We start from the raw sequence: 12086 nt of genomic DNA, 5'->3' as shown, positions 1-12086 counted from the left end.
GCGTCCGACCCTCTTCGCGATCTTGAGCCCTCCCCTAGATCGCATACGCATGACGGTCCGATGCGGGTGAGATGTATGACGATATTGACGATTGTGTCTCTATGGCAAGGCCTGGAACGTGCTCCCACGTTTTTGTTGGTTTGGCCGTTACCTAACGACTCGAACGGATTTTCCCCATCCGCTTGAGAATCCTGTCGGCGGGCTCGAAGAGCTCCGGCCGCGACAGCACCATGTTGCGCAGCGCCCGGACCGGAGCGCGCCGCGCCCTGTGTCCGACCGCGACCGGATGACGCCGGGTCACCCACCCCTCGGACACGGAGAGTTCCCGCGTCTTCAGGGAGTCCTTGTATTCCTTCTGGCCCCGCCCTAGATCCAGATAGGCAATTCCGTCGGCCGCCGCCGCCTCGGCCATCCGCAAATGCATGATCAGCCCCGGCGAATACTTCGCGAACGCCGGATCGTAGGCCGGGAACCAGCAGGCGAGGACCCGCTCGGTACGCAGGCCGAAGTGCGCGGCGACCGGTTTCCCGTCGGCGTACAGCACGGACAGGATGCCCGCGAACGACTCGGAGCGGGTGTGGAAGAGCTGCAGCACCAGATGGTTGATCCAGGCGTGCGCGAAGCGGTCGCTGCGCCCGGTCCTGCGGTACTGCGCGGACTTCCAGTCCATCAGGGTGCGCAGGGCCGCGGGGTCGCGCTCGTCGTGGACGTAGCGCACCTCGCCGGCGTCCCGGCCGAGCCTGCGCTCCTTGGCGAGTGTGGTGCGGGTGAACTTCGGCGACTGGGCGCGCAGTTGGCGCAGATACGTTTCATAGCCCTGGTCGACGTCCATGACCGGTGACGGGAAGGTGCCGGAGGCGCCCGCCTCGAACGGCGGCTGGCCCTCCACCAGATGGTCGAACTCCCATACGGCGAGCCCGCACTCCCGCAGCAGGTCCTGGGCGTCCCAGGCGAACCCCGGGCGGTGCACCAGTCCCTGGCAGTCGGAGACGCCGAGGCCGACGGCCCGTCCCACACCGGTGGTGGATCTCTGGAACGGGAAGAACGCCGTGGGCTCGCCGTCCTCGCGGACCACCGCGATCCGCACGCCTCGTCGGCAGCGTCCCACCGCGAGAGTGAACTCGGGGGACAGGAACGGATTCGCCAGCTCCGGCGAGCCGTTCAGATGGGCCTTCGACTGCAAAGCCGTCCAGGCCGCCCGGTCGGCGGTGCTCAGCTCGCCGGGGCGGTACACGCGTATGTCCACTTCAGGAGGTCCGTCTTCTCGTGGTACGGCCGCGCAGCCGCCGTACCAGTACCAGCAGGAGAACGAGCGAGCTGATCGCGGTCACGGCCACGATCCCGCCGGGGACCGACCAGCGGTGCACCGCCAGCATGCCCTGGGCGACGAGGAGATCGACGGCGATCGCTCCCGCGACGGACACCACCGTGCGGGCGAAGGGATCCAGCCCGCGCAGCGCGGCCGAGACGGCGGCTCCTGGCGCGGCGAGCAGGAAGAACAGCGTGAACGGGCCGCGCAGCGAGGAGTCCACGTCGGCGAGCGCGAGCACCGCGCCGACTCCCGCGACGGCCACCGCCACGCCCGCGAGCAAGGGGACCAGGTCCTTTCCCGGATCCTGTCCCGACCGCTCGTCACTGTCTGGTGAAGGTGACTTGATGCCTATGGTCTGCATTGGCGACTTTGCCCCCCGAAGCGCCGGATGCCGGGCTTCAATGTCGCGCAGGCGGCTGGCGGCCGTCAAGATGCGGTGGGCACTGACACGGGCTTCTTGGGCGACTTCAAACCTGCGACGGCCTTGTTCCGCGGGCGATTCGCGAAGCCGCCGCCCGGTCCGGACGGACTGCGCCCGGTGGCCCCCGAGTTGGTTGCGGACATGAACATGCAACCACGATGCCGCCGGTGAGCGCGGTGCGACGGTTCCGACTGTTGCGGAATTCTTTGGCATGGACACTTCCTGTCAACACGCGTAGCTGCTACCAAAGTTGTGGCAGAGATCCTGCTAAAGGGAGGTTCCATGAGACGTTCCCGAATTACGGCATACGTGGCCTCACTCCTCCTCGCCGTCGGCGGTGCCCTTACCGGGGCAGCGGCGGCGCAGGCGTCCCCCACCGCGGCCGCCACCGGTTATGTGGCCCTCGGTGACTCCTACTCCTCGGGGGTCGGCGCCGACAGCTACATCAGCTCCAGCGGCGACTGTCTGCGCAGCACGAAGTCGTACCCCTACCTCTGGGCCGCCGCTCATTCACCTTCGTCGTTCGCCTTCACGGCCTGTTCGGGCGCTCGTACGGGTGATGTCCTCGCAGGCCAGCTCGGCCCGCTCAACTCCTCCACCGGCCTCGTCTCGATCAGTATCGGCGGCAACGACGCCGGCTTCGCCGACGTCATGACCACCTGCGTACTCAATTCCGACAGCGGCTGTCTGTCCCGGATCGCCACCGCCAAGGCGTACGTCGACTCGACGCTCCCCGGTCAACTCGACTCCGTCTACTCCGCGATCAGCGCCAGAGCACCCGCCGCCCACGTGGTGGTGCTCGGGTACCCCCGGTTCTACAAGCTGGGCGCGACCTGCCTCGGCCTCTCCGACACCAAGCGCGCCGCGATCAACGGCGCCGCCGACTACCTGGACAGTGCCATCGCCAAGCGCGCCGCCGACCACGGCTTCACCTTCGGCGACGTCCGGACCACCTTCACCGGCCACGAGCTCTGCTCCGGCAGTGCCTGGCTGCACAGTCTCAACCTGCTGAACATCACCGAGTCGTACCACCCGACCGCGGCCGGCCACTCCGGCGGCTATCTGCCGGTCTTCACCGGCGTGGCCTGACGGTCCCTACGGCGAGGCGGAAGCGGAGGCCCCGTCCGACGGGGTCTCCGTCACGCACGTGACCGAGAACGGCACCGAGTCGGACGTGGTGTGCACCGGGCTGCGGACCTCCACCCCGATCGCGTTCCGGTACGTCCCGCTCGTGTCGTACGCCGTGACGACGACCGACCTCCGCGCGGTCCTGTCGTCACCCGCCGAGAACGACAGGGTCTTCCAGCCCGGGTCGGAAACCTGGCCGCTCTCCGTCACCCAGCGGTACTCGACCCGCGCCGGCACCCGGCCCACCGTGAACGTCGCGGTGAAGACGGGTGCCTGGGCCTGCGGCGGCGGACAGGCACCGGAGTAGTCGGTGTGCGCGCCCACCACCGTCACCCGCACCGACTGCGCGGGCGGCGTACTCGTCCGGTCCCCGCGGGGCGAGGTGGTGGCCGGGGAGGCGCCACCGGACGCCGGGTCACCGCTCGCGCTGCTTCCCGATGGTGAACTGCCGCCGCCCGCCCCCTTGTCGGTGCTGCCACCGGTGCCCTTGCCGCTGGAGCTGGTGGTGCCGTCCCCGCCGCCGTCGTGGTTCATCAGGGCGTACGTCAGTCCGCCCAGGGCGAGGGCGAGTGCGGCCACCCCCGCGATCACGGCGGCGGCCGCCCGGCGGTTGCGGACGGGCTCCGTCGAGGCCGGGGTGTCGCTCGCGGGCGGGAACGACGGATAGCCCTGTGTCGGACCCTGCGGATACGGCGTGTCGTGGTCCGAGCGCGGCGGACCCTGCGCGGGCTGCGGGAAGGCGGAGACCGTCGGCGTCCGCAGGCTCGCGGACGAGGGTCCCGCGGCCGGGGAGCCGCCCGCGCCGATGATCCGCAGATCGCTCTCCGCCCGCGCGGCGCTCGTCCGTTCGGCCGGGTCCTTCCTCAGCAGCCCCTCGATCACAGGGGTCAGCGGTCCCGCCCGGCGGGGCGGTGGCAGCGGCTCGTCGACGATGGCGCGCAGCGTGTTCAGGGGGGTGTTGTACCGGAAGGGCGAGTTGCCCTCGACCGCCGCGTACAGCAGCACCCCGAGCGACCACAGGTCCGACTCCGGCCCCGGCGTACGGCCGAGCGCCCGCTCCGGGGCGAGGAACTCGGGCGAGCCGATGACCTCGCCCGTCATGGTCAGCGCCGAACTGCCCTCGACCGTCGCGATACCGAAGTCCGTGAGGACCACCCGGTCGTCGTTCGACAACAGGACGTTCGCCGGCTTCACGTCGCGGTGCAGAACCCCCGCCTCGTGCGCGGCCCGCAGCGCGGAGAGCACTTCGGCCCCGATGTGCGCGGCGCGCTGCGGGGAGAGCGGCCCCTCGGCGTCCAGGAGGTCGGAGAGGGAGATCCCGCGGACGAGTTCCATGACGATCCAGGGGCGACCGTCCTGCGTCGCCACGTCGTACACCGTGACCACGTTGCGGTTCGGCACCCGGGCCGCGGCCCAGGCCTCACGCTCCAGGCGCGCGTACATCCGCTCGACCTCGGGGCCCATGAGCCCGGCGGGCGCGCGGACCTCCTTGACCGCGACCTCGCGGTGCAGCACCTCGTCCCGGGCGCGCCACACGGTCCCCATACCGCCCTGGCCCAGAGGAGAGAGGAGGCGATAGCGGTTCGCGATCAGACGTTCACCGACCGGCTCTTCGGACACGGGTGTCCCCCCATTCGTATCCGTCGCGCATCCGCGTGATTTCTCCACAAAAGTAGCTCAACCGAGTGCGGATGCCGCCCCCTTGAACAGCAATCCGGCTCCCAGGGCCACGACGACGAACGCCGAACCCAGCGGCGCGGTCCTGCGGATCAGAGCCGCGGCCGGTCCCGCGGCCCACCGCGGGCGCCTCGCCAGCGCCCGGTTGACGCCACTGCCGAGCTTGACGACGGCGAACCCGGCCGCGGTCAGTGTCAGGGCCAGCCCTACGCCGTACGCGAGCACGAGGAGCAGGCCGAACCACGCCTGCCCCAGGGCCGCGGCGCCGACCAGGACGACGACGGCGGACGGACTGGGCACGAGCCCGCCGGCGAAGCCGAGCAGGATCGTGCCCCGGATCGTCGGGGCCACGGCGTGGGTGTGGGTGAAGCCGCCGTGGGTGTGTTCGAGGGCCGGGGGGACGGCGCGGCCGTGCGGGTGGTCGTGACCGTGGTCGTGACTGTCGTGACCCTCGTGACTGTCGTGATGGTGCTGATCGGGGTGGTGCGGGTGCTCGCGCGGCGCACTGTGGGGGTGGTGCGCGCCGTCCTGGACCGTCGCGACGGCGGACGCGTGGGCGTGCGCGAGGACCAGCGGGCGCTCGTGCCGCTCGGCGTGCTCGTGGGGGTGGTCGGCGTGATCGTGCGTGGGGCTGTGGGGATGCTCGTGGGCGTGGCCGTGCTCGTGGGCGAGGCCGTGATCGTGCTCATGGCCGTGGTCGTGGTGGTGGTCGCCGCCATGGTCGTGGCCGTGTGCGCGGCCTCGGCGGAGCCCCGGCGGGAGGCCGTGTCCAGGTGCCCTGTTGCGCCATGCGCGCCGTACGAGCGTGACACCGGCACACGTCACCAGGACGCCGCTCGCGATACCCAGCCACGCGATCACGGAGGGCGCGGCGGCGGAGCCGGCCGTCACCAGGAGGCCGAGGGCGACGACACCCAGGGTGTGGGTGACCGTGACCGAGGCGGCCAGCGGCAGCACGTCGCGCAGGCCCGCCCGGCCGCCCCGGGCCGCGGCCGTCGCGGCCATCAAGGTCTTGCCGTGGCCCGGCGCGAGCGCGTGCATCGCGCCCAGACCGACCGAGACGAGCAGCGCCAGCGAGGCGAAGCCGAGGGTGAGGTCGTGCCGGGCGACCAGGTTGTCCAGGGCCCGGGTCCAGCGGTCGGCGCCGCGCGGGAGGACGGAGGCACCGGGCGCGGCCGGTCCCTCCTCGGCCAGAGCGGGGCCGCCGGGGCGGATCCGCAGGGAGGCGGTCGAGGTGTCGGCGGGGGAGGAGAGCAGCGCCTTGGGGTAGCTGGTCAGCTCCCGGGACACCGACTTCCTCGGTACGTCCGACGCGGTGAGCGTCATCCGGTCGCCGCGCGCGGTGATCTCGCGCCAGCCCGGTCCCCGGTCGGTCCCGGCGCCGCGGAAACCCAGCGACACCGTGGCCGCCTCGGGGAGCGCGGCCGTCAGCCGGCACTCGACACGCAGGGTGTCGAGTCCGGCCTGGCCCGGCCGCGGCCTCGCCCGGCTCGCGGCGACGGTGAGCGGGACCGTCCGCCCGTCGACACTGGCCCTGCTGCCGTGCGCCGCCGTCTCGCAGCGCTGCCGGGCCCAGTCCGCCATACCGAGCTTCTCGATGTCGGGCTTCGCCTGGGTGGCCGGGATCTCGGCGAGGTCCTCGACGTGGTCGACGCGCAGCTGCCCGGGGGCGGCGACGAGTCCGTCGTAGCGGTTCACGGTGAAGTTGCCCAGCGGATGCGCGCTCGCGGCCCCGCCGGGCACCAGAACGAGGGCGCAGGCGGCGGTGAGCACGGCCGCGCACGAGGCGAACAGTCGACGCGGCGTCACTTGTCGTCCTCCAGTGCCTTGCGGGCCGCGCGGGCGCCCAGGGGGGAGAAGCCCGCGTTCAGGCCGAGGGCCGCCTTCAGCGAGGCGCGGGCCTCCTTCCCATGACCGGTCGCGCGCTCGATCATGCCGCGGTGGTAGAGGAAGGACGCGTTGCGGTAGCCGGTGGCCGTGGCCCTGCGGGCGTACGGAAGGGCCTCCGCGTCACGGCCGTTGACATGCAGGGCCCAGGCGAGCGCGTCCGCCGTGTGCACGGTGTGGCGGCGGGCCCATTCGTCACGGGCCGCCTTCAGCGCCGCCCCGCGGTCGCCGTGGTCGGCGGCGGCGAGGGCGGTGTCGAGGTCGGCGTCGACGCCGTAGGAGTGGGCGAGCGCGATCCACGCGTCCACCAGCGCGTACTGGTCGTGGGCCTTCCTCACGTCGCCCGGATTGCCCCGTGCCTCGTACAACTCACCGAGTTCCACCAGGGGCTGGGGCAGCGGATAGCGCTCCACCACCTGTTCCATGCCCTTGATCGCCGCCGCTTCGTCGCCCCGGGCGGCCTGGGCGCGGGCGCGGCCCTCCAGCGCCGGGAGGTAGGTGTCGTCGGCGGCCAGTGCCCGCGCGTAGTACGTGAGGGCGTCCGTGTACTCGCCCTGGTTCCAGGCGAGTTGGCCGAGCGCACTGGCCACGTACGAGATGTCGCCCCGGCTGGTCGCTGTGCCGAGTGCCTGTTCGAGGACTCGGCGGGCGGTCCTCACGTCGCCGCGCAGCTCGTGCACATAGGCGTACCGCGTGAAGACGGGGACCCCCGGGCGGCGCGCGTCGGCCAGGTCGGCGGCCTTCGACGCCTCCGTGTAGCGGCCGAGCTCGACGAGCGCGTCGATACGGGAGGAGAGGGCGCGCTCGCTGTACGGGTTCTCCTTGAGCACCGTGTCCGCGTAGGTCAGGGCGCCGGTGAAGTCGTGGCGTGCCGCGGCGAGGGCGGCCCGTCCCGCGAGCGCCGGCTCATTGCCGGGGCGCAGCTTCAGGGAGCGGTCCAGCGCCTGCTGCGCCTGGGGGTAGCGGGAGGGGTCGCCCTTGGTGCGGGCCTGCTCCACGTACGCCAGTCCCAGCGTCGCCCAGCCGCCGAAGTCCTTGGGCTGGGCCCGGAGATGGGCCTGCAGCGCGGTGATGCTCGTGTCCAGGTCGCCACTGGCGAGGAGCTGCGGGGAGACGCCGCTCGGCGCGGCGGCGACCGTGGCGCCCGAGCCGCTCCTGACGGCCCCGACCACCACGGCCCCCGCGGTGAGCGCGACGGCCAACGACGCCGCGCAGGCGACGAGTTGCACGGTCCGCCAGCGGCGCGCCGAGGCGGACACCCGCCGGACGGCGTCGACGCGTTCATCGCCCGCGCCGCCCCGTTCGTCACCCACGACCGCCGGTTCGTCACTCACGCCGGTTTGTCCGCCACCAGCGTCCGCCCGTTCGTGACCCGCGCCGGCCTCGCCGCTCACCGTGCCCGGCCCGCCGCCGTCCGCGGCGTCCGTGCGCTCGTCGCCGGCTGCGTCCTTGTCGTTCTCCGTGCTGTTCTTCTCGTTCTCCCGGTCGACCACCGTCCCCTCGGCGGCGGCGACGGTCGTGTCCTCGGACGTGGAGGGAGCGTGCGCGGATGTCGTCCGGCCGGCGGCCGCGACCCGCGCCCGCGCCGCGGACCGACCGGGCGAGTCCGTCGCCGCGCGGATCGGCGGAGCCGGATCGGGCTCCGGCGTGGCGACCGACCGCTCGCCGTGGTCGCCGTCCGGCGCGCTCTCGTTCGTACGCGGGGACATGCCCACTCCTCAAAGTCCTGGGGGAACGATCGTTTTGTAGGTGGGGGGAGGGAGCGGCCCGCGCCGTGGGGGGGGTGGGGGTACGGGCCGCGCCAGTCGGTGGACCGGGCCGGTCAGTAGGCCCGGTACATGCGCCGGCGCCACCACATCACGCCGGCGCCGATCAGCAGGACGCCGGCCACGCCCGCCGCCGCGGAACCCGCGATCAGCATGGTGTCCGTGCCGCCCGAACCCGACTGGAGCGCGTCCCCCAGCTGGTTGCGGACGTTGTTGCCGGTGCCCTTCGCCAGCGCACCGCGCGAACCCGAGGTCGGCTCGGCCAGGTACGGGAAGGACTTCTCGAACTTCTTGTCATTCTTGTCGACCGCGTCGGTCAGGCCGGTCTTCTGGCCGAGGAGTTCGCCCTCGACGACCCGCAGCGACGCGTCGATCACGTCGTCGGAGAGCCGACGCCCGTTCGGGAAGCCCGCGTTGTCACCGTCGAGCACCCCGAGCCGCTTGGGATGCATGCTCGGCTTGATGGAGGTGTTGAGGCGCAGCTCCTCCGAAGGACGCACGTGAGGGGGCTGGTTGAGGCCCTTCACGCCCTTCAGGAACACGTCGACCAGGTCGTTGCGCGGCTCGGCCGGTGCCTTGATCTTGTAGATCCCCTCGATGAGCTTGGGCAGCTCGGGGTTGGTCACGTTCTTCAGGAACTGGGCGTCGCCCCACGGCGCGGACGCGTTGAACTTGTCCTTGTCCTTCTGGGGGTTGACGACCTCGTTGACCAGCGGGCTGCCCAGCCGCGAGACCTGCGTCCAGTCGCCGCGGGCGTCCGCGCGCTGGACCGTGGACCAGATGCCCACGATGGGCTGCCCGGCGGACTCCCGGATCATGTCGTTGGGCACCTGCAGGGCTATCGAGTTGACGTTGTAGCCCTTGAGGGTGTCCCGCCCGACCTCGGACAGGTTGCCGCCGTACAGCAGGTCGAAGACCCGCAGATCCAGGAAGAACGGGTCGTCCGCCTGGCCGGCGAACGTGGTCGAGTCGCCGGCGAGCTTGTACACCGCCTGGTTGCGCAGTTTGGTGTAGTCGGGCATCGACGCCTTGCCGACGTTCGACGGCGCGACCGGGATGTCGTCCGCGACCTTGGTCTTGGAGACCAGCTTCTGGTTGTGCAGCCGCAGCAGATCGATGTCGTACGTCTGCGTGATGTTCAGGTCGGGGTCGTCCAGGCTGCTGACCGGACCCGTGTTGTAGAGGAAGGTGTCGCCGTTCTTCCGGTGCGTCTTGAAGGTGTACCGGTAGATCAACTCGCCCTGTGCGTCACCGTTGTTGTCGATGTGGATGTCGTACTGGGCGTCGTCGGCGAACGTGTAGAAGTTCGGTCCGCCGGCCGGTTCCTCGAAGGGGATGAAGTTCGCGATGAGCGTCGTCGTGTCCGGCTTGTCCGGACTCACGAAGGCGTACACGTCGGTGTTGTCGTACTGGGGCGTCCCCGAGATCAGCGGGGCCTCCCGGTGGCTGGAGGCGGAGGCCGCCCCCGGTTCCAGCACGGTCACGCCGGCGGCCGCGAGCCCACCGGCGGCCAGCGCACCACAGATGAGAGTCACGAGACTCCTGCGTCCCACGCCACTCCTGGAGATAGGTGTCATGCCGTCCGTCCTCAGATCCCAATTGCCTGACGCACGCCATTCGGAGCGGTCGCCGCGGTGGATTGGTCGAATCCCAAACGTTCTTACGGCGGGTTTCGCCACTCGTCTCAGCGGAGGGCTCGCTTCTTTTCGCGGCCGACCCGCTTTTTCGGTCCGCTGATCCGTAACCCATCCGAAGGACCGCTCGCTGCGAACACGTAGGTGAAGGAACGGGCCGTGCGCGCCCGGAGAGGGGGGAACGAGTGGAGGCGGACGAACTTCTGGTGCTCGTGGCCGGAGGCGACCAGAAGGCATTCGAGGAGCTGTACGGCATCGTGTCCGGACCCGTGTTCGGACTCGTACGCAGGGTGGTGCGGGACGCCGCACAGTCGGAGGAGGTGTCGCAGGAGGTGCTGCTCGAACTCTGGCGCTCCGCCGCCCGGTTCGACCCCGGCCGGGGCAGCGCGCTGTCCTGGATCCTCACCCTCGCGCACCGGCGGGCCGTCGACCGGGTCCGCAGCGCCCGCGCGGCCACCGAACGCGAGCAGCGCGAGGGACAGCGGGCCCACCACCCCGCTTTCGACCAGGTCGCCGAGGAGGTGGAGGCCGGGCTCGAACGGGAATGGGTACGACGCTGTCTGGACCGGCTCACCGCCCTCCAGCGCCAGTCCGTCACCCTCGCCTACTACGACGGCTACACCTATCGTGAGGTCGCCGAACGACTCTCCCTGCCGCTCGGGACGGTCAAGACGCGCATGCGTGACGGTCTGACGCGGCTGCGCAACTGCCTGGGGGGTGCCGCGTGAGCGGGGCCCGGCTCGCCCGGAGCCACGACGACGCGACCCGGCACCGCATCGCCGGTGGCGCGCACCCCCGTGGCCGCGCCGGCCGCTCCCGACCGCTCTCCTCCCGTCCCCGCCACCCCTTCCGGCATCTCCCCACCGGTACTCACCTCCTCCGTACCCGCGTTCTGGACCTGCCCAGCAGCGCCCGGCATCTTCTGGGAGGCGTCGCATGAGCGTCCTCGACCGTCTGCTGCGTCGCGATCCGCACTCGCTCGCGGCGCCCTACGCCCTCGACGCGCTGGAGCCCGACGAGCGGCACCGCTTCGAGCGGCATCTGCGTGGCTGCGCACGGTGCGAGGCCGAGGTGCGGGCGCTGGGCGAGGACGCGGTGCGGCTCGCCTGGTCCACCGCGGCTCCGGCCCCGGCCGCGCTGCGCGAACGGGTTCTGACCGCTGTGCGTACGACCCCGCAGGAAGCGGCGTCGCCCGGTGGCGCACCGCGCCCGCGGGCGGCGCACGGACCCTCGCGTGCGCGGGCCCCGCGCTTCCGTCCACTGCTCGCCCCGTTCGCCACCGCGACCGCCGCCGCGGCTCTCGTCGTCGCTTCCCTGTTCGCCGTACAGGCGACGCAGACCCAGGACAAGCTGGACCAGGAGCGGGCCCAGGCGCGTGAGATCGCCCACGTTCTGGCCGCGCCCGACGCCCGGGCGTCCGGTCAACGGGACGCGCAGGGCCGGGGGATCGGTGTCGTCGCCTCCGCGTCGGAAGGGCGCGCCGTCGTGACACTGAGCGGACTCGGCACTCCGTCAGGGGCGCGCGTGCACCAACTGTGGCTGATGCGCCCCCATGCGCGACCGCGCTCCCTCGGGCTCTTCGAGGGCGACACGCCCTTGATGGCCACCGGACTGAACACGCGGGCGACGTCACTCGCTGTGACCGTCGAGCCGCACGGCGGCTCGGTGCAGCCCACAACCGCGCCGGTTGTCCAACTCACCCTGAAATCGGTCGGATTCGGAGAGTAGTCGTCAACACCCTTACGGGGAAGGTGAATCCTGTGACCGCGATACACGAGTGCCATGAGGGAGCGATAGGGTTAGCCTGCCCGGGCCGGGTGGACTCGTACGGGTGGGGAGAGACATGGAACAGATAACAGTGCGCAGCAGGGCACGCGTCCCTGCGATCACCTGCGGGAGCAGCGCGACCAGTTCGCGACTCGACCGCCATCTGGCGGTGCTGGGTGGCCCTGCCATACCGCAGCGCGAGACGATCGAGGCGACGTCGCTGATGCGTGAGCTCACCGCGCGTGACACCACGCAGGACAACAACAGCAGGGGCGCGCGCGTTCGGCGGGTCTCGCTCTTCGCACCTCTGAAGCGACTTCGTCGTTCCCTGTTCGGCGGCCACTAGTCCGGTCACGCGGTACCCGACCCGCGCTCAGGGGACCACACCACCCCGGCGCGCACGCTGCGCTCTCGCCGCCCGTCATCCCCACGGCGCGCAGCGTCGCCCCGGTGTGTCCCCGGGCGCGGGTACATCCTCGTTCTCGTACGCGCCC

Annotated in this window: 10 protein-coding genes; 4 read left to right on the top strand and 6 right to left on the bottom strand. The window is 71.5% G+C overall.

Annotated elements, in window-relative coordinates; all coding sequences use genetic code 11:
- Positions 1-151: 151 nt before the first annotated feature.
- Entirely contained in the window at positions 152-1246 is a 1095-nt protein-coding gene (locus HEP85_RS09305) for a GNAT family N-acetyltransferase (protein WP_168527362.1), read from the bottom strand.
- 1 nt (position 1247) lies between these two features.
- Positions 1248-1592, bottom strand: a complete 345-nt coding sequence (locus tag HEP85_RS09300) for a hypothetical protein (RefSeq protein ID WP_248001876.1) — start codon at positions 1590-1592, stop codon at positions 1248-1250.
- 423 nt (positions 1593-2015) lie between these two features.
- On the opposite strand from HEP85_RS09300, the gene HEP85_RS09295 reads away from it, so the two are divergent.
- Positions 2016-2822, top strand: coding sequence for an SGNH/GDSL hydrolase family protein (locus HEP85_RS09295; RefSeq protein ID WP_211117881.1), 807 nt, complete (start codon positions 2016-2018; stop codon positions 2820-2822).
- 6 nt (positions 2823-2828) lie between these two features.
- Here the strand turns inward: HEP85_RS09295 and HEP85_RS09290 are convergent, their stop codons facing one another.
- The 4 genes from HEP85_RS09290 to HEP85_RS09275 all read right to left on the bottom strand — a co-directional run bounded on the left by HEP85_RS09290 (position 2829) and on the right by HEP85_RS09275 (position 9768).
- A complete protein-coding gene (locus HEP85_RS09290) occupies positions 2829-4481 on the bottom strand; it encodes a serine/threonine-protein kinase (RefSeq protein ID WP_168527360.1) in 1653 nt (550 codons plus the stop codon).
- A gap of 57 nt (positions 4482-4538) precedes the next feature.
- Positions 4539-6347, bottom strand: a complete 1809-nt coding sequence (locus HEP85_RS09285) for a sulfite exporter TauE/SafE family protein (protein ID WP_369657660.1) — start codon at positions 6345-6347, stop codon at positions 4539-4541.
- Positions 6344-8134 carry a tetratricopeptide repeat protein gene (locus tag HEP85_RS09280; protein ID WP_329525974.1) on the bottom strand — a complete coding sequence of 597 codons (1791 nt, stop codon included), beginning with the start codon at positions 8132-8134 and terminating at the stop codon, positions 6344-6346. Before HEP85_RS09280 ends, HEP85_RS09285 begins: the two co-directional genes overlap by 4 nt.
- 113 nt (positions 8135-8247) lie before the next feature.
- A complete protein-coding gene (locus HEP85_RS09275; RefSeq protein WP_168527357.1) occupies positions 8248-9768 on the bottom strand; it encodes a DUF4331 domain-containing protein in 1521 nt (506 codons plus the stop codon).
- Between the two features lie 242 nt (positions 9769-10010).
- Between HEP85_RS09275 and HEP85_RS09270 the strand changes: the two genes are divergently transcribed.
- The 3 genes from HEP85_RS09270 (at position 10011) to HEP85_RS09260 (ending at position 11938) form a co-directional block, all read left to right on the top strand.
- Complete coding sequence (locus HEP85_RS09270) at positions 10011-10553, top strand: sigma-70 family RNA polymerase sigma factor (protein ID WP_168527356.1); 543 nt, start codon at positions 10011-10013, stop codon at positions 10551-10553.
- A gap of 208 nt (positions 10554-10761) precedes the next feature.
- On the top strand, positions 10762-11553 hold the full coding sequence (locus HEP85_RS09265; protein ID WP_168527355.1) for an anti-sigma factor: 792 nt from the start codon (positions 10762-10764) through the stop codon (positions 11551-11553).
- 115 nt (positions 11554-11668) lie between these two features.
- Positions 11669-11938 carry a hypothetical protein gene (locus HEP85_RS09260; protein WP_168527354.1) on the top strand — a complete coding sequence of 90 codons (270 nt, stop codon included), beginning with the start codon at positions 11669-11671 and terminating at the stop codon, positions 11936-11938.
- Positions 11939-12086 lie beyond the last annotated feature (148 nt).

This window comes from Streptomyces sp. RPA4-2 (genome assembly GCF_012273515.2).
In the GTDB taxonomy this organism is placed as follows: domain Bacteria; phylum Actinomycetota; class Actinomycetes; order Streptomycetales; family Streptomycetaceae; genus Streptomyces; species Streptomyces kaempferi.
Note: the sequence above shows the minus strand (reverse complement) of the source record. Positions and strands in the feature narration are given on the sequence as shown.

Excerpts from the sequence above, each read along its gene's own strand:
- HEP85_RS09280 (WP_329525974.1), bottom strand. The coding sequence starts at position 8,134 with ATGTCCCCGCGTACGAACGAGAGCGCGCCGGACGGCGACCACGGCGAG.
- HEP85_RS09260 (WP_168527354.1), top strand. The coding sequence starts at position 11,669 with ATGGAACAGATAACAGTGCGCAGCAGGGCACGCGTCCCTGCGATCACC.
- HEP85_RS09265 (WP_168527355.1), top strand. The coding sequence starts at position 10,762 with ATGAGCGTCCTCGACCGTCTGCTGCGTCGCGATCCGCACTCGCTCGCG.
- HEP85_RS09295 (WP_211117881.1), top strand. The coding sequence starts at position 2,016 with ATGAGACGTTCCCGAATTACGGCATACGTGGCCTCACTCCTCCTCGCC.
- HEP85_RS09275 (WP_168527357.1), bottom strand. The coding sequence starts at position 9,768 with ATGACACCTATCTCCAGGAGTGGCGTGGGACGCAGGAGTCTCGTGACT.